12 protein-coding genes are annotated in these 17,328 nt (G+C 67.2%); 2 read left to right on the top strand and 10 right to left on the bottom strand.

The window, feature by feature from the left end:
• Nucleotides 1-54 precede the first annotated feature (54 nt).
• Nucleotides 55-1,077 carry a diguanylate cyclase gene (locus FAZ11_RS00570; RefSeq protein ID WP_058767544.1) on the top strand — a complete coding sequence of 341 codons (1,023 nt, stop codon included), beginning with the start codon at nucleotides 55-57 and terminating at the stop codon, nucleotides 1,075-1,077.
• A 15-nt stretch (nucleotides 1,078-1,092) separates the two neighbouring features.
• Here FAZ11_RS00570 and FAZ11_RS00565 read toward each other — a convergent pair whose 3' ends face one another.
• Both FAZ11_RS00565 and FAZ11_RS00560 read right to left on the bottom strand, forming a co-directional pair.
• A complete protein-coding gene (locus FAZ11_RS00565; protein WP_058776978.1) occupies nucleotides 1,093-2,007 on the bottom strand; it encodes a diguanylate cyclase domain-containing protein in 915 nt (304 codons plus the stop codon).
• A 6-nt stretch (nucleotides 2,008-2,013) separates the two neighbouring features.
• On the bottom strand, nucleotides 2,014-8,586 hold the full coding sequence (locus FAZ11_RS00560) for a response regulator (RefSeq protein ID WP_240043593.1): 6,573 nt from the start codon (nucleotides 8,584-8,586) through the stop codon (nucleotides 2,014-2,016).
• Between the two features lie 280 nt (nucleotides 8,587-8,866).
• On the opposite strand from FAZ11_RS00560, the gene FAZ11_RS00555 reads away from it, so the two are divergent.
• A complete protein-coding gene (locus FAZ11_RS00555) occupies nucleotides 8,867-10,975 on the top strand; it encodes an NAD(P)/FAD-dependent oxidoreductase (RefSeq protein WP_137279323.1) in 2,109 nt (702 codons plus the stop codon).
• Here FAZ11_RS00555 and FAZ11_RS00550 read toward each other — a convergent pair.
• The 8 genes from FAZ11_RS00550 to FAZ11_RS00515 are packed head-to-tail and all read right to left on the bottom strand — an operon-like array spanning nucleotide 10,901 to nucleotide 17,321.
• Nucleotides 10,901-11,797 (bottom strand): hypothetical protein, encoded by an 897-nt coding sequence (locus FAZ11_RS00550; RefSeq protein WP_058783179.1) that lies wholly within the window; start codon nucleotides 11,795-11,797, stop codon nucleotides 10,901-10,903. The two genes, FAZ11_RS00555 and FAZ11_RS00550, sit on opposite strands and share 75 nt — an antisense overlap.
• 30 nt (nucleotides 11,798-11,827) lie before the next feature.
• Nucleotides 11,828-13,009, bottom strand: coding sequence for a c-type cytochrome biogenesis protein CcmI (ccmI, locus tag FAZ11_RS00545; protein WP_058783178.1), 1,182 nt, complete (start codon nucleotides 13,007-13,009; stop codon nucleotides 11,828-11,830).
• Nucleotides 13,009-13,461 (bottom strand): cytochrome c-type biogenesis protein, encoded by a 453-nt coding sequence (locus tag FAZ11_RS00540; protein ID WP_058783177.1) that lies wholly within the window; start codon nucleotides 13,459-13,461, stop codon nucleotides 13,009-13,011. The genes ccmI and FAZ11_RS00540 overlap by 1 nt, the downstream gene beginning before the upstream one ends.
• Nucleotides 13,458-13,991, bottom strand: coding sequence for a DsbE family thiol:disulfide interchange protein (locus FAZ11_RS00535; protein WP_058783176.1), 534 nt, complete (start codon nucleotides 13,989-13,991; stop codon nucleotides 13,458-13,460). The genes FAZ11_RS00540 and FAZ11_RS00535 overlap by 4 nt, the downstream gene beginning before the upstream one ends.
• Nucleotides 13,992-15,953, bottom strand: coding sequence for a heme lyase CcmF/NrfE family subunit (locus tag FAZ11_RS00530; protein WP_058783175.1), 1,962 nt, complete (start codon nucleotides 15,951-15,953; stop codon nucleotides 13,992-13,994).
• Entirely contained in the window at nucleotides 15,950-16,405 is a 456-nt protein-coding gene (gene ccmE / locus FAZ11_RS00525) for a cytochrome c maturation protein CcmE (protein ID WP_058772678.1), read from the bottom strand. The genes FAZ11_RS00530 and ccmE overlap by 4 nt, the downstream gene beginning before the upstream one ends.
• Nucleotides 16,402-16,578, bottom strand: coding sequence for a heme exporter protein CcmD (gene ccmD / locus FAZ11_RS00520; RefSeq protein WP_074528093.1), 177 nt, complete (start codon nucleotides 16,576-16,578; stop codon nucleotides 16,402-16,404). The genes ccmE and ccmD overlap by 4 nt, the downstream gene beginning before the upstream one ends.
• Nucleotides 16,575-17,321 carry a heme ABC transporter permease gene (locus FAZ11_RS00515; RefSeq protein ID WP_058776986.1) on the bottom strand — a complete coding sequence of 249 codons (747 nt, stop codon included), beginning with the start codon at nucleotides 17,319-17,321 and terminating at the stop codon, nucleotides 16,575-16,577. The genes ccmD and FAZ11_RS00515 overlap by 4 nt, the downstream gene beginning before the upstream one ends.
• Between the last annotated feature and the right edge of the window lie 7 nt (nucleotides 17,322-17,328).

Raw genomic sequence — 17,328 nt, 5'->3', positions numbered from 1 at the left:
TGGCCAGATTGAGACGCGGGGCGCCAGACCCTGCCCGCACAAGGATTCGCAGTAATGGCCACGCAAGAGGGTAGCGCCCCGGACAGTCTGATCGCCCCCAAGGTGCGACTGCTGCTGGTGGACGATCAATTGATCATCATCGAAGCCTTGCGCCGGATGATCGCGGATCAGCCCGATATCGAACTGCACTACTGCCTGGATGCCAACCAGGCGGTGAACATGGCCATGCAACTCAAGCCCACCGTGGTGCTGCAAGATCTGATCATGCCCGAGATCGACGGCCTGGAAACCGTCCGCCGCTTCCGTGCGGAGCCGGCCCTGCGCGACGTGCCCATCGTGGTGCTCTCCTCCAAGGAAGATCCCCAGGTCAAGGCGCAGAGCTTCGCCACCGGCGCCAACGATTATCTGGTCAAGCTGCCCGACAAGCTCGAACTGCTGGCGCGAGTGCGTTACCACTCCGAGGCCCATGTCCTGCGCGCCCAGCGTGACGAGGCCTTCCGCTTCCTGCGCGAGAGCCAGCGACAGCTGGCCGAGGCCAACATCCAGCTGCAGAAGCTGGTGGCCATCGACAGCCTCACCGGCATCAACAATCGCCGCCACTTCGACCAGACCTACGAAGGCGAATGGCTCCGCGCCCGGCGCAGTCGCCAGCCGCTCGCCCTGCTGCTGTGCGACGTCGACCATTTCAAACGCTACAACGACACCTACGGCCATCTCAGCGGGGATCTCTGCCTGAAGAAGGTGGCGGCGGTGCTCACCGAACAGCTCAAGCGGCCAGCGGACCTGGTGGCGCGCTATGGGGGCGAGGAATTCGCCATGGTGCTGCCGGATACCAACGTCGAGGGTGCACTCAAGGTGGCCGAGGCCTGTCGTGCCGGCGTCGAACGGCTGCACGTCGCCCACACTGGCAGCGAGCTGGGTATCGTCACCATTTCCATCGGAATCGGCAGCATCCAACCGCAGAGCGGTGACGACCACGCAGCCTTCATCGAACGCACCGACCAGGCGCTTTACCAGGCCAAGGCCGAGGGGCGCAATCGGGTGCAGTTGGTAGTCGGCGGGGCCAAGGATGCTTGACCCGCGGCAAGATGCTTAGAAGCCGCGGCTGACCAGACGATTGCGCCCTTCCGCCTTGGCCTGGTAGAGCAAGGTATCGGCGGCCTTGAGTAGCCAATCCGGCGTCTGTTCGTGGGTCGGATAACAGCAGGCCAGGCCCATGCTCATCGTCAGCCAGAGACGATCGTCGGCCAGGGGATGGGCGATACGCAACTCGGCGATGCCCTGACGGCAGCGCTCCAGGACCGCTTCGGCGGCCTCCCGGGACGCCCCCGGCAGCAGCAGCACGAACTCCTCACCGCCATAGCGCGCCAGGCAATCGCGCTCACGCACACGCTGCTCCAGCACCTGAGCGACGCGAGACAGCGCCTGGTCACCGGCGGCATGGCCATAGGTATCGTTGTACTGCTTGAAATAGTCGATATCGAGCATGGCGATGGCCATGGGCCGGTGGCGGCTGACCGCCAGTTGCCACTCGGCCGCCAGTTGCTCATCGAACCGCCGTCGATTGCCCACCGAGGTCAGCGGGTCGAGATGGGCCAGCTCCTCAAGCAGGCGCCGCTGGCGGGCCAGTTGCAGGTGCAAGCGCACGCGCGCCAGCACCGCCCGCGGATTGAACGGCTTCTGGATGAAGTCGCTTGCCCCCAGCTCGAAGCACTCGACCTCGCGATTGAGGTCGTTGGCCGCCGTGATGAAGATGACCGGAATGGCGCTGGTCTCGGCGCGCCGCTTGAACAGCTGAATCAGTTGCAGGCCATCGATGCCGGGCATCACCACGTCCAGCAGGATCAGATCGGGGTGCTCGCGCGCCGCCTTGGTCAAGGCCTGGACGCCGCTCCTGGCCAACATCACCCGCGCCTCATCGCGCAATAGGTCGGCCAGAACGCGCAGGTTGCTCTTCTGATCGTCGACGATCAGCACCAATGGCAGCTCGATACGGCGGCCTTCCATCCGCACTCAGCTCGATCGCTGACCGGCCTGCCGCACGCGGCGCAGCAGATCCAGGGTGGCATCGGCGGCATGCTCGAACTCCACGTCGTCCACCCATTCCCTGATCCGCACCAGCTCGGCGCGGTGAGGGATACTCCCGCCGGCGTCCATCAATCGGTCCAGCAGCGCCTCGGCGGTGAAGTCGGAGGTTTGCAGCAAGCCGACCAGTTGCTCCAGCTGGGTCTCCAGTCTTTCCGGCGTGGTTTCCGGCGCCGGCCGCGGCGCACTCGCCAATACCTCGTCGAGGATCACCAGACAACGTTCGACTTCGAATTGCAAGGTACTCACATCCTCGCGGATCGGCTGCGCCAGGCGAATCCTGTGGGTCAGTCGCTGGGCCGCCTCGCGCAGGGCAACGGCCCCGATATAGGCTGCAGTGGACTGCATGGCGTGGGCACACTCGAACAACGCCGCGGTATCGTCCGCCGCCCGCCACGCCGCGATCCGGCTCGGCAGATCCCCATGCTGGCGCCGGAAGTCGCGCACCAGTTGCTCGTACAACTCGGTATTGCCGCGCAGCAAACCGAGCGCCGCCGCCGGTTCGAACACCCCGGCCGTATGCGTAAGGCCCAACAGGCCAGCCTCGTCGGGGTCTTCGACTGCCTTGCGCTCGGCGCGCTGCAATTGTTCCAGCGTGGTCCAGGCGGCAATGATGCGGAACAGGTCGGCGGGATCCAGCGGCTTCACCAGATGATCGTTCATGCCGGCGTCCAGGCAGCGCTCGCGATCGCCGGGCAGGCCGTTGGCGGTCATGGCGATGATCGGCAACCGCGCCAGCGCCGGTCGGGTGCGCAACAGGCGCGTCGCCGACAGGCCATCCAACCGCGGCATGTGCACGTCCATCAGCACCAGATCGTAGCGCTCGGTGGCCAACCGCTCGACCGCGGCCTGGCCATCCTCGGCCACCTCGATCAGGATGCCGGTTCCCTGCAGGAAGCCGATCACCACCTGCCGATTGATGGGGTTGTCGTCGACCAGCAGCAGGCGGATGCCCTGCAGGTCGACCGGGCTCTGCACCAGGGCAGGCGGTAGCGCGGGTGCCAGGCCCAGGCCGGCCAGCAGACGCTGCAGCGCCGGACTGGTGACGGGTTTATCCAGCAGTTCCAGAGCGCGCAGGTCCTCACCCAGACTGCGCACCTCTTCCGCTTCGTAGGGCGAGGCCAGGATGGCGAGAGCCAGTTCCGGCTGACGGTCACGCAGGCTCCGCGCCAGGACCAGGCCATCCTCGCTCCCCAACCGCCAATCGACGCAGGCCAGCTCGAAAGCCTGGGTAGCGCTCGCCACCAGGGCCAGGGCCTGCTCGCTGGATTCCGCCTCCACCACCTGCATGCCCAGCTCGCGCAGACGCTGGCCGAGGATACGCCGGGCCAGGCCATGGTCATCCACCAACAGCACCCGACGGGGCGTCTGGCTGGGCAACCGCTCTGGTGCGCCCACCACCGGCAGGGTCAACCTCAGGGTGAAGCAGGAACCCCGTCCCGGCTCGCTATGGACGTCCAGGCTGCCGCCCATGAGGTCGGTGAGCTGGCGGGAGATCGCCAGGCCCAGACCGGTGCCACCATAGCGCCGGCTGATGGAGCCATCCGCCTGGGTGAAGGGCTGGAAGAGTTGCGCCTGCTGGGCCTCGGTGAGACCGATGCCGGTATCCTCGACCGCCAGGCTGAAATGGGCACGGCCCCCTTCGCAGGTCGCGCCGACGCGGATCAGCACATGCCCATGCTCGGTGAACTTGACCGCATTGCTCAGCAGATTGACCAGCACCTGCTGCAAGCGCAACGGATCGCCTTCCAGGGCCAGGGGGATGTCCGGTCCGCAGTCCAGCACCAGTTCGACCCCCTTCTCGTGCGCCTTGAGGGCGCACAGGTTCAGGGTCCGCTCGAGCACCTTGCCGAGGTTGAACGCCAGCTGTTCGAGCTGAGTGCCACCGGCCTCGTTGCGCGAATAGTCGAGCACGTCGTTGATGACCCCCAGCAGGGTCTCGCCGGAATCGAGAATCTTGCCGACGTGGCCGCGCTGCTCGCCGGTCAAGCGGGTCCCCAGCGTCAGGCGGCTCAGGCCGATCACCGCATTGAGCGGGGTACGGATCTCGTGGCTCATGGTGGCCAGGAACAGCGACTTGGCCGCCGCGGCTTCCTCGGCACGGATACGGGCCTGGTCCACTTCGCGGGTGCGCTCGGCGACACGGTGCTCCAGGGTCTCGTAGATCTGCGCATGTTCCAGGGAGATGGCCGCCTGGGTAGCCAGGATGCTGAGCACCTGCAACCGGCCCGGGGTGAACGCCTGGGCCAGCAGATTGTTTTCCAGATAGAGGATGCCGATCAGGCGACTCTGCCGCAGCACCGGCAGGCAGCAGATGGAGCGCGGGCGTCGCGCGCGGATGTAGGCATCCCGGACGAACCCGCCGGCCTGGGCCGCATCATCGAGGATCATCGGCTCGCGGTTGCGGATGACATGGGCGACCAGGGTGAGAGGCACCTGGCTCTCGCTGGCATCCTGCTCGCCAAGCGCCACGGGCAGTGCCTGCAGGACCCGCGGCTCGCCACCACTGCACACCGAGGCCTGTACCAGCCAGCGGCCGCCCTCGGGCAGCAACAGCAGGCCCTGTTGCGCGCCACCCTCTTCCAGGATGATGCGCATCATCCGCGCCAGCAACTGATCCAGCGCCAGCTCGTTGGAAATGGTCTGCAGCGACTTGAGCACCGATAGCCAATCCAGGCGCATCATCTCGCCGGTGGAGTGCCCCTGGGTCCGCTGCACCGTGAGCGTGCCGCTGTCCGGTGCGCGCAGCCAGTGCGGGAATTCGTTTTCCAAGGCCTGGGCCTTGGCCGCCGCGCCCCAGTGCAGATAGCTGCGCTGGGCATCCTGCAAATAGGTACGGGCGATGCGCGGGCGATTCTGCTCCAGCCAGAAACGCCCATAGAGCTCCTCGGCAAGCGCTGCGCCCTGGCGGAAACCATGCAGGCGCGCGGAAGCCAGTGCCTGCTCGTAGAGATCCATGGCGGCGTTGGGGCGCCCCTGGCAGCGGGCCAGTTCGGCATCCACCAGGTCGCGCTTGTGGGCGAAGTTTTCCGGGCAGTGTTCAGCCCAGCCCGCCAGACGTTCACGCGCCGCCTGGACCTGGCTCAGGCGTTCGTCCGCCAATTCGCCCTCGGCGAGCAGGATCAGCGCCTGATAGAAGGAGTGCTCGGCAATGCTGAACCAGCCGAAGGTCGCCGCCAGGGAGGCCTCCATGGCTTCGGCATGCTGCCGCGCCTGGGGTAGCCGGCGGAACAGCAGCGCCGCCTGCATCTTGTTGAAGTCATAGTAGTTCAGGCAGAGGACATGGCCGCTGTCCTGCATCTGCCGCACCAGCGCCGCTTCGTCCTGCCCCTCTTCGTCCCAGGTCTCCTGCCCTGGCGTCAGCCCCTGCAACAGGCGCAGCGATTGGCAGAGGATGGTGTAGATTTCGAGGGTGTTGGGATCACCGATGCCGCGCAGGATCTCCTCGATCTTGCCCGCTTCGGCGAGGATGTCGTCCAACGGCGCCCCGGCGTGCTGCAGGTGCTTGAGGATGTGAAAGGCGCTGTAGGCGGTGAAGATGATCTCGCCACTGCGCTGACCGGCCGCCAGCGCCTCGCGCAGCAGGGTGACGTTGTCCGCGATCGGACTCGACCAGGGGCTGTTGGTCACCGCGAACATGGTGTAGACCTTGCACTTCAGCGGCAGATTGCCGGTGCGATCCACCAGGTCCACGGCCAGCCGCCCGACCTGGTAGCCGAGCGCGTAGCGCCCGTGGAAGGCCGACAGCAGCGAGCCGTAGTTGGCATAGCCAAAGGGCGAGAGATCGCCGTTGCCGTACTGGATCGACAGCTTGACGATGCGCATGACCGCCAGCAGGCTCATGGGCAGGTCGACGTTGATCGCCGGCCCCCAGAGCAGGCCCAGTAGCCGGATCAGCAACTGCGCGCGGGGATCTTCCATGCGCGGCAGGTCGAGCAGCGCGGCCGGCGAATGTTGAGCCAGCCAGGCCTCGACCTCGGCACTGTCGGTGCCGATGGCCTGCTGGATGTCGGCCGGCGCCTCGGGCCAGGGCTCGCCGAGCACCTGGATACCCGCCACCGCCACCGACAACGCCTCGCCGAAACGGCCCAGACCGCTGAACAGATCGATCTGCAGCGCGCGCACCCCGGCTTCCTCGAAAGAGGTGCGCGCCCGCGGCAGCAAGAGTTCGCAAATCCGCAAGGCTTCGCCGGCATCGCCACAGAGGTGCGTGACCTCGGCCCATTCGCGATGCAGCTGGAACAGCAGGACGTGCCGACTGCCCCAGGCGGCTTCGTCGATCAGCGTGACCGCCGTACGCAGGAAGTCCAGCGCGGCCGGATAGGCATTGGCCTGGCGCGCCTTCCGCGCGGCTTCCAGGTTGAGCTCCAGCAGTTGCAGGCGTTCCGCAGGCGTCTGTATCAGCGCCCTGGCCAGATTGAGGTGGGTGACGGCGTCCAGCCGCGCGGCATCGCCCTCGTCCAGGTACAGCTGCCCAGCGCGCAAATGGACCCGCTCGCGGTCGGCCGGTGCCAGCAGCGAATGGGCGGCATGCCGGACCTGGTCATGCGGAAAGCTATAGGTGGTGGGCGCCTGCTCCGCTGCCGCCTCGGCCTCGGCCTCGGCTTCTATCAGCAGGCCCTCCTGGACCAGCGCCTGGCAGAGCCGGCGGATATCCGCGGGCGCCTTGGCCATCAGCAGCGCTAGACGCTCGCTGGAAAAACTCGTTCCCAGGCAGGCGGCCCATTGCAGCAACTCAGCGGTGGAATCCGGTAGCTCCTGCAGCTTGCCCACCATGAAATCGACGACATTGTCGTAGACGTCCAGCGCTTGCAGGCGCGGCAGTTCCCAATGCCACTGGCCACTCTCGCCATCGAACTCCAGCAAGCCTTCCTGCTGCAGGCTGCGCAGCAACTGCTCGATGAAGAAGGGGTTGCCCAGGGTCTTGTCCAGGCACAACCCGGCCAGCGCGGCCTGGGCTTCGGCCGGAGCGGGAAGGACCTCGGCGATCAACCGCTCGATGTCCGTCCGTGACAGCGGACCGAGGGATAGCGTCCGCACCTGCGTAGCGGCGCGCAGTTGCTCCAGGTCGCTACCCGCCAGTTGTTCCTCGCGATGGGTGGCGACCAGCAGCACCGCCCCCTGGTCGCCCCGGGACAGCAGGCGCTCGATCAGACGCAACGAGGCGCTATCGGCCCATTGGAGGTCGTCCAGCCAGAGCAACAGGGGCCGCTTGCCGGAGGCGAAGGCCAGCAGCAGGGTGATCATGGCATTATCAAAGCGCTGCTCGGCCTGCTGCGGCGGCAACTCGACCACCGGCGGCTGCGGTCCCAGCCAGGCGCTCAGCTCGGGCGAGACATCGGTGAGCACGACCGCATTACCGTCCAGGGCATCGATCAGCCGCTGGGCGAAGCCGGCGCCCAGGGTCTGCCCGATCTCGACCAGCTCCTTGAGCGCCTGGCGCAACGCGCCATAGGGAACGCCGCCACCCAGGCTTTCGAACTTGCCGTGCGCCATGACCACGCGGTCGCCCAGGCGGCGGACGAAGGCCTGCACCAACGCCGACTTGCCCATGCCGGAACTGCCGCTAACGAAGATGGCCTCGATCCGCTCGAGCGCCGCTCGCGCTAGTGTCTCTTCAAGCAGGCGCAAGGCGACGCTACGCCCCTGCAGCATGCGGGGCGGTACCAACCGGGCCGGAGGGTCGAGCTCGGCCAGGCTGAAGTTCGGATGGTTACCAGCCGGCAGACCGGCCTGGCAGCGTTGCAGGTCGCGCAGGATGCCGAAGCAGCCCTGGTAGCGCTCCTCCGCGGCTTTCGCCATCAGCTTATCCACCAGCAGCGCCAACATCGGCGGTATTCCCGGCACGCGCTCGACGAGGGACAGCGGACGCATCGCCAGGTGCGCATGCACCAGCTCGAGCGGATCCTGGGCGCGGAACGGCGGCTCGCCGCAGAGCATCTCGTAAAAGGTCACGCCGAGGGCGTAGAAGTCGCTGCGGTAGTCCTGATGGCGGCCGGTCCGGCCGCTCTGCTCGGGAGCCAGGTAGGTGAGCGATCCCTCCAGGCGGGTATCGCCGCCGCTGACGGTACCGAAGACGGTGGCGATCCCCAGGTCGGTGAGACGCAAGGTACCCGTGGCGGTATTGCAGACGATGTTGCGCGGATTGAGATCATTGTGGGCGATGCGCAAGCGGTGCAACCGCGCCAGGGCACGGACGATGGCCAGCGCCCAATCGAAGAAGTCGCCCAGGGCCAGCGGCCCCTTGGCGAGCAAGGCAGCGAGATCGGTGCCGCCGATGTCTTCGAGCACCAGCACCTGCCGGCCGCCGTGCTCCAGCAGTTCGAGGGCTGCACTGACCGCGCCACTGGGCGTGGCGCGACGGGTCAGCTCGAACTCCTGGCGCAATGCGGCCTGCGCCTGGGGCGTGGGATAGTCCGCAGCCAACAGTTTGAGGATTACCGGCTGACCATCGGCCAGGCGCGTCCCGCGGTAGATCAGGGCATGGCGGGTTTCACTCACCCGCGCCGTGCAGCTATAGCCTGGAATCCTTACCACCGCGCTTGCCTCGATCCTGGGACGACCATGCCGGGCCATCACCTCAACTGTTGCCGTTGCCTTGTTGGGTTGTGTACGCAAAGTAGTCGAGTGATGCGTTCTGCAACGAAGCCTCACCGAGCGCAGCGACTTTTCGTACCGACCTCAAGTATCAAGGGAACTTTTCGATACAGTGATATTACCTTAGCCATCACTTGGCTTTCGTCCACTCACGCAAGAAATTGCACACTTCGGAGCATACGGCATGGATGCAATACCTTCTGTCCGCAAGATCGCCATTCTAGGCGGTGGCGTTTCCGCCATTACCGCCGCATTTCGTCTTACTAATGAACCGAAATGGCAAGAGCGTTACCAGATCACCCTGTATCAGCAGGGCTGGCGTCTGGGTGGCAAGGGGGCCAGCGGGCGCAACGCCGATGACCACCAGCGCATCGAAGAACACGGGATTCACGTCTGGTTCGGCTTCTACTACAACGCCTTCCATAGTCTGAGACAGTGCTACGAAGAACTCGGCCGTCCCGCCAGCGCGCCCCTGGCCACCCTCGACGACGCCTTCTTCGCCCATTCCCACACCGCCTTCGCCGATGACTTCCAGAATCTCTGGACTACCTGGCCCATCGATACCCTGGCGCTGCCGGGCAAACCTGGCGAAGGCTGGAATCCCAAGCCCTTCATGACCGCCCTGGGCGATCTGCTGGAATGGCTGCTGCGGTTGGGCGAAGCCGAAGAGTCCACCCCCCAGGCGGCTCCCGCCGGACTGTTCGCCCGCCTGCGTGCGCACTGCCGCGAAGAGGCCCAGGAGCTGGCCCTGAGCGAAGCGGAGCGCCAACTGCACAAGGCGCGTGCCGCCCTGCCCGAGAGCAACGATCATCCCCTGCTGCTCTGGCTGCTGCGCGAAGCGCGCGAACTGTTGGCCCGGGTATTGGAAGAACGTGGCCAGACCAGCATCAGCGCCCATCGACTCTGGCTGCTGATGGACTTTGGCCTCACGGTGCTCATCGGCATGCTCGCCGACGAGGTCTATGACAAGGGTTTCGAAGTTCTCAACGAGGAAACCTTTCTGGCCTGGCTGACCCGCCATGGCGCCAGCGCCGCGACCCAGGACGGTGCCATCGTCAAGTCACTGCACGGGGGCATCTTCGCCTATCGGGATGGCGACCTGGAGCAGCCCAACGTCGAGGCCGGTACCGTCCTGCGTGCCGCCCTGCTGGCCCTGACCACCTCCAAGGGTTCCTTCATCTGGCGCATGCAAGCCGGGATGGGCGACGTGGTGTTCGCGCCCTACTACGAGGTGCTGTTCAAGCGTGGGGTGAACTTCCAGTTCTTCCACCAGGTGACCGGCATCGAGGCCGCCGACGACGGCCAGGGCCCGCGGGTGACCCGTCTGCAAATGCAGCGCCAGGTGCCGCTCAAGCAGGAACCCTACCAGCCATTGGTGGACGTCAAGGGCCTGCCCTGCTGGCCCTCGGCGCCGCTCTACGACCAGATCCGCGACGACATCGCCGAGCGCCTGCAAGCCGAGCACATCAACCTGGAGTCCAGCTGGAGTGGCTGGAAAGGCGTCGAACAGCTGGAATTGCAGGTCGATCATGACTTCGATGAGGTGATCCTGGGCATTTCCGTGGCGGGCCTCGCCGATCTCTCGCCCAGCCTCTGCGCCCTGGATCCGGCCTTCGCCCAGATGACCCAGGCGGTCGCCACCGTGGCCACCCAGGCGGTGCAGCTCTGGCAGGACCGCGATGTCTGGCAACTGGGCTGGACCGGCTCGCCCAAGGGTGGCCAGGCCCCGGAACTGCTCGGCTTCGCCGCCCAGGCGATGGACTCCTGGGCCGACGTCACCTATCTAGTGGAGCGCGAGGATTGGTCGAGCGGCACCCCGCCGCAGGACATCAGCTACTTCTGTGGTGTCTTCGCTGCAGACGTTGCCCCGCCCATCGGTGAGAAGAACGATTATCCCGAGCGCCAAGCCGCCCAGGTGCACAAGGATTTCATCGACTTCATGAACGGCAATCTACGCGACTACTGGCCAGACGCCGGGACCGACCAGGACGGCTATCACTGGGAATACCTTCTGGCTCCCGCCACGGTCAGTGGCCCGGCCCGCTTCGACTACCAGTACTGGCGCGCCAACGTCGATCCCAGCGAGCGTTACGTGCAGAGCGTGGCCGGCAGCAGTCGTAAGCGACTGGCTACCGACGGCACGGTCTGCCGCAACCTCTATCTGACCGGCGACTGGATCCTCAATGGCTTCAACATGGGCTGCGTGGAGTCGGCTACGCTATCCGGCCTGCAGACCGCTCGCGCCATCCTCGGCCACGGAGAGGTCCTGCCCGGGGAAGACGCCTTCCAGTGACGCCACCACCTGGGCTGCCGCGAGGGCTTCGCGGTGGCCCGCGGCGGGCGGATAGGCCGGCTGGTTGCCGTCCAGATAATTCAGCAGCTCGGGGGCCTGGTTCCAGGCGGCCGCCGCCTGGTACAGCTTGCGTAGAAAGTGCCGAATCAAGCCATCCATCAGGCGCACGGCGGTTTCTTCGAGGCCCTTGCCCTTCCCTTCGATGATGGGGCGATCCGCCTCGGTGAGCGGATAGTGCGGCGGATAGAAGTCCGCCAGATGCACCAGCAGCGTCACCGAAAATCCGCGCGGGTCGGCCAGCCAAGCGCCAATTTCACCGAAGATCGTCGCATCCTCCACCAGCGCCTGGGCGAACATCAGCCGGTAGAGGGTGATGTTGAGGAATTCCTGGCCGACCTCGTTTTCCAGGCGGGCGTCGTCTTCGTAGAGGTGGAAGCCGTCGAGGATGGAAGAATTGTGGGCGCGATACCAGTGGCTCGGTGTGGGCTCGGCGATGAAATCCAGCCAGCAGCGCGTGGGAAAGGGCGCCTGGTCACCGGGAATATCGTGCTGCGCCAGGCAACCGGCCAGCTCCGACAGATAGATGAAGTTCAGGTTGACGTTGCGCCACCAGGGACTGCCGGTTTCCGGGTCCAGCACCCCGGCACGGATTTCCCAATCGAGAAAGGCCAGCTCCGAATCGCCGTAGCTCAGGCCGTCGTTGTCGGCGTCACCGAAACGCTCGTAGAAGGACTCGCGTACCCTTCGTCTTTTGCCTGGATCGTTGCGAATGGCTTCGCAGAGGGCTGTGGTCGCGGCGACCGCTTCTTCGTAGGTATTCATGGCATCCCTGTCCTAGGTGGTGGTGCTGGATCATTGCGTGAGGGCATCCCCCTCTACCACGCGTAGTCGACCGACTGTGGCGGTCGGCAGGTCCAGCGGCTCGCCTTCGTGCCGCCAGTCGCCCTTCAGCGGATCGCCATTGCGCGCGATGACCACCACCGGGCGCACCCGGCGCTGATCCGAGAGCCGACGCTGGGGCAGCATGGCGTCGCTATCGTCGAGCCGTACACGCGTCGGCAGGTCGGCTACCCGCAGGCGCCGCACCGCCAACGGCGGACCGGACGCCCCCTCGGCCAAGGCCAGTACGAAGACGCTATCCCCAGGCCGTAGCCGCTGCGCCACTGCTGGTGCCAGGCTGACTTCCACCTCGATCCCCGGAGCCTTGCCCTGCCCCGCCGCCTGCGCCGCGCGCTCGGCCCGGCCTATGCCTTCCGCCAAGGCCTGGCGCAGTGGATCTCCGGGGGCGAGCGCGGCGCTCAGCCGCTGCCAGTGGCGAGCGGCCTGGGCGTAGTCACCGCGTTCATAGGCCGCGATGCCCAGTAGGCCCAAGGTGGTGGGCTCGGCCGGGTTGGCCTGCAGGGCTTCGTCGGCCAGCGCCTGGGTCTGGTCATCCAGTTTCCGGCCGGCGGCGAAGAAGCGTGCCTGGGCCAATTGCCCCAGCACCTCCGGTCGCCGACCGTCGCGCTGGATCACCTGTTCGAAGGCCGTCACCGCCTCGCTATAACGACCCAGGCCGGCATAGGCGCGGGCCAGCAGGTACCAGTTGTCGGCCGCCTGGGGTTGCCGCCGCGTCGCCTCTTCCAGGGTGGCGAGCAGCGCCTGGGGCGAACGTGGCGGTGCGGCGAGCCGCTGGCTGAGCTGCAACTCCGGCAAGGCTCCCAGCAGCAGATAGAGCCCCAGCGCCAGAGCGGGCACCGCACAGGCGACCGCGATCCCCAGGCGCCGTCCGCGTCGCGCCGGGGCTCGCTCGACCACCGCGCTATCGGCGAGCAGGCTGCGCGCGGCCTCTGCCTCGGCCAGCTCCACAGCCTGGGCATCCAGTTCACCGCGTTCAACACGCGCTTGGACCTCCGCCAGCCGCTCCCGGTAGAGCGCCCGATTGAGCGCCGCGCGATTCGCCGCCTCCGTGCGACCGCCGCGCAGCAGCGGGATCAGCAGGATCAGCAGCGCCAGGATCGACAGCAGGCCTGCCAGCCCCCAGAACGCCAGCATCAGCCCTCCTCCTCCGCCTGCAGGGCGGCCAGACGCTCGCGTTCGGCCGCGCTCAGCCCCTGTTCCGGGCGGCGGCGACGCGTGAGGACCACCAGCACCCCGGCACCGCCCAGCAGTCCCAGTACCGGCAGGGTCCAGAGCAACAGGGTGCGCCCCTCGAAGGGCGGTCGATAGCGGATGAATTCGCCATAGCGCTGCTCCAGGTAGGCGATGATCTGCTCATCGCTCTGCCCGGCCGCCATCAGCCGCTGGATTTCCCGGCGCAGGTCGCCGGCGATGGGCGCATTGGAATCGGCCAGGTCCTGGTTCTGGCATTTGGGGCAGCGCAGTTCACGGGTCAGCGCCTGGAATCGCGCCCGCTCGGTGTCGTCGCGAAAGCCATAGGTCTCGATGGCCGCACCGGCCAGGGCCGACCACATCAACAAGGCGAAGGTGAGCCACCTGGCCTTCATGGCGCCGCCACCAGGGCCCGGTAGCGCGGCCCGAGTTCTTCATCCCAGACGCGCTGGTCGACCACCCCCACGTGGCGATAGCGCACGATGCCCTGGGCGTCGATCAGAAAGGTCTCCGGCGCGCCATAGACGCCCAGGTCCAGCCCCAGTCGGCCCTCGTCATCGCGGATATCGAGTTGGTAGGGATCGTGGAATTCCGCCAGCCAGCGCCGGGCACTGGCGTTGTCGTCCTTGTAGTTCACCCCATGGATGACCACGCCCTGGGCCTTGAGTCGATTCAACAGGGGATGCTCCTCGCGGCAGGCCACGCACCAGGTGCCCCAGACATTGACCAGCGCCGGCCGGCCGAGCAGGTCCTGGCGGCTGAATAGTCGCTCATCCAGCACACCCGGCAGCGAAAAGGCCGGGAACGGCTGGCCGACCAGCGCCGAGGGCAGGACCTGGGGATCGCGATAGAGCCCCCGATAGAGAAAGCCGGCCAATACCAGGAAGGCCAGCAGCGGCAGGCAGAGCAACAGGCGACGGCGCATCTAGAGCGACTCCACAGAGGAAGAGCGGGAGGCTCGGCGACGCTGGCGATAACGCGGATCGGCCAGCGCCAGCAGCCCACCCAGGGCGGTGAGTAGGCCGCCGAGCCAGATCAGCCGGACGAAGGGCTTGATCTGGATACGGACCGCCCAGGCCCCCTCGCCCAGGGGTTCGCCGAGGGCGACATAGAGATCGCGGGTCAGGCCGGCGTCGATGGCAGCCTCGGTCATCACCGCGCCGCTCGCCAGGTAGCGGCGCTTCTCCGGCGCGAGCAGCGCCACCACCCGACCGTCGCGCTCCACCTGCAGCAGGGCCCGCTCGGCGGTGAAATTCGGCCCCTCGTAGTGCTGGGTACCGGCGAAACCGAAGCGATAACCGCCGAGTTCGAGATGATCGCCCGGCGCCAGGCGCAGGTCGCGCTGCACGTCCAACTGGCTGGCCAACACCACGCCCAGGGCGAGCACCGCCAGGCCCAGATGCGCCACCTGCATACCCCAGTAGCTGCGCGGCTGGCTGCCTAGGCCACGACGCCAACCCAGCGCCTGCACCTTGCCCAGCACATCGCGCAAGGCGGTCAGCACCACCCAGGCCGCCAGCGCCAGCACCGCCAGGATGGCTGCCTTGGGCTGCGCCAGCCACCAGGCGGCCAGTCCCGCCAGCACTGCGCAGGTCAGCAGGATGGGCGCCAACAGCCGGACCAGCCAGCGGCCCGGGCTGTGCTTCCAGCGCACCAGCACCCCGATGCCCAGGGCCAACATCAGCAACGCCATCAGCGGCACGAACAGCGCATCGAAATACGGCGGACCGACCGACAGCTTGGCGCCGGTGAGGCTGTCGATGATCAGGGGATAAAGGGTGCCCAGCAGCACCGTGGCGGCGGCCGTCACCAGGATCAGGTTGTTGATCAGCAGCAGCGCCTCGCGCGAGGCCAGGCCGAAGGCTGCCGAGCCGCCGAGCGCCGGCGCGCGCCAGGCGAACAGCGCCAGGGAGCCGCCGACCACCAGCAGCAGGAAGGCCAGGATGAACACCCCGCGGGTCGGATCGCTGGCGAAGGCGTGTACCGAGGTCAGCACCCCGGAGCGCACCAGGAAGGTCCCCAGTAGGCTGAGGGAAAAGGCGGCGATGGCCAGCAGCACCGTCCAGCCCTTGAACAGGCCGCGCTTCTCGGTCACCGCCAGGGAATGCAGCAGCGCCGTACCCACCAGCCAGGGCATGAAGGAAGCGTTCTCCACCGGGTCCCAGAACCACCAGCCGCCCCAGCCCAGCTCGTAATAGGCCCACCAGGAACCCAGCACGATGCCGCAGCCGAGAAAGGCCCAGGCGAGCAGCGTCCAGGGCCGCGCCCAGCGCGCCCAGGCCGCGTCGAGGCGCCCTTCCAGCAGCGCCGCCAAGGCGAAGGCGAAGGCCACCGAAAAGCCGACGTAGCCCATGTAGAGCATGGGCGGATGCAGGATCAGGCCGGGGTCCTGCAGCAGCGGATTGAGATCGTTACCCTCCCGCGGGAACTGCGGCAGCAACCGGGCGAAGGGATTGGAGGTGGCCACCAGGAAGGTCAGGAAGCCCAGGGCCACCAAGCCGAGGATGCCCAGCACCCGCGCCAGTAGCGCCTGGGGCAGTTGGCGCGAACGGACCGCCACCGCCAGGCTCCAGGCCGACAGGGTCAACGCCCAGAGCAGCAGCGAGCCCTCATGGGCGCCCCAGGTGGCGCTGACCTTGTAGTACCAGGGCAGGCGGCTGTTGGAATTGGCGGCCACATAGGCCACCGAGAAGTCATCCTGCAAGAAGGCCCAGGTCAGGGCGGCGAAGGCCAGCGCCAGGAACAGGCACTGGCCGAAGGCGGCCGGCCGCGCCAGGCGCATCCAGTCCGCCTGGCCCCGCCAGGCACCCAGCAATGGCACCGTACCCTGCACCAGGGCCATGGCGAGCGCCAGCAACAGGCAGAGCTGACCGAGTTCGGGAATCATGGCGCCGGCCTCGTGCCATCCAGCGGGCGACCGGCCTGGCGCAGGGCCTGGCTCACCTCGGGCGGCATGTATTTCTCGTCGTGCTTGGCGAGGATCTGGTCGGCGACCAGCCGGCCCTGGTCATCGAGTCGGCCCAGGGCGACCACGCCCTGCCCCTCGCGGAACAGGTCCGGCAGGATGCCGGCATAGCTGACCCGCACCTCGCGCTGGAAGTCGGTGATGACGAAGCTCACGGCGAGCGAATCCGCCGCCCGTACCAGGCTGCCCTTTTCCACCATGCCCCCGGCGCGGATGCGCCGGTCACGGGGCGCCTCGCCCTGAGCGATCTGGCTCGGGGTATAGAAGAGGTTGATGTTCTGCTGCAAGGCGCTGAGCGCCAGCGCCGCTGCGCCGCCCACGCCGAGCAGCAACAACAGCACCCACAGCAGCCGGCGCCGCCGGACCGGATTCATGACTGCCGCTCCCGGCGCCAGCGCTGGCGCAGTTCACGCTGCAGGCGGCGACGGGCCAGCCGGCCGTGCCACAGCAGGCCAGCCAGGATCGCCAGGGTCAGCCCGAAGGCCGGCCAGACATAGAGGCCGTATCGGCCCATGCCCAGCGCCTGGGCCCAGTCGAAGCCGCTCATGGCCGCTCCTCGCCCAGTTCGGCCTGCACCCAGCGACTGCGCCACTCACGGCGAAGCACTTCCAGGCGCATCCGCTGCAGCAGCAGGCCAGCGAAGAACAGATAGAAGCCCAGCACCATCACCAGCAGTGGCAACCACATCGCCGGCGGCATCGGCGGGCGCTCCACCAGGCTGAAGGTGGCCGGCTGATGCAGGGTGCTCCACCAGTCCACCGAATATTTGATGATCGGCAGATTCACCGAGCCGACTAGGGCCAGGATGGCGCAGGCCCGGGCAGCGCTGTCCCGCTGGGTGATCGCCTGCCCCAAAGCGATGATGCCCAGGTAGAGGAACAGCAGGACCAGCATCGAGGTGAGCCGGGCATCCCAGATCCACCAGGTGCCCCAGGTGGGTATGCCCCATAGCGAGCCGGTCACCAGGGCGATCACCGTCATCCAGGCGCCGAGGGGCGCGGCGGCGCGCAGGGCCACGTCGGCCAGCTTGAGCCGCCAGACCAGCCCGACGGCGCCAGCGATGGCCAGCAGCAGATAGCAGGACTGCGCCAGGAAGGCGGCCGGCACATGGACATAGAGGATGCGGAAACTGTCGCCCTGCTGATAGTCCGGCGGCGCCAGGAACAGTCCCCACACCAGGCCAACGGCGAGCAACAGCCCGGCCAGCGCGAGGCAAGGTCCCTGCAGGCGACCGGCCAGGCGATAGAAGATGGCGGGCGAGCCCAGGCGATGCAGCCAGGTCCAGTTCATGAGGTTC

Source organism: Pseudomonas rhizoryzae (genome assembly GCF_005250615.1).
Taxonomy (GTDB): Bacteria; Pseudomonadota; Gammaproteobacteria; order Pseudomonadales; family Pseudomonadaceae; genus Chryseomonas; species Chryseomonas rhizoryzae.
The sequence above is the reverse complement of the archived record's forward strand: the minus strand, read 5'-3'. Positions and strand labels throughout refer to the sequence as shown.